Raw genomic sequence first — 292 nt, forward strand, 5'->3', positions numbered from 1 at the left:
GCAAACTGGACAACGCAAGTGTAATGAAATATCACGTGCACGTGCTTCAAGAACTGTATCCTTTAAAACTTCATCTGGCTCCACTGCCATTGCTAATGACAGAGAAAAAACAATGATTAAAAAAAATAAAGTGCAAAATAGTTTCTTTTTCATCTCAATGCCTTTTCAGAAAATTTAAAGCGGGAGACTCTCCGTTGATGCACTCTAATGCGAAACCAATAACTAAAAAGAGAGAAACATCCGCCCATAGCCATCATCAATGCCCCTAACCAAACACATATTATGTAAGGCT

Annotated in this window: 1 protein-coding gene; it reads right to left on the reverse strand. The window is 37.7% G+C overall.

Annotation, left to right across the window (positions count from 1 at the left end; all coding sequences use genetic code 11):
• A partial coding sequence (locus ACFINO_RS09795; RefSeq protein WP_375655624.1) for a cytochrome c-type biogenesis protein CcmH occupies positions 1 to 153 on the reverse strand: 153 nt, incomplete at its 3' end.
• Positions 154 to 292: the final 139 nt, after the last annotated feature.

Source organism: Bartonella sp. AA83SXKL (assembly GCF_042196965.1).
Classification (GTDB): Bacteria; Pseudomonadota; Alphaproteobacteria; order Rhizobiales; family Rhizobiaceae; genus Bartonella.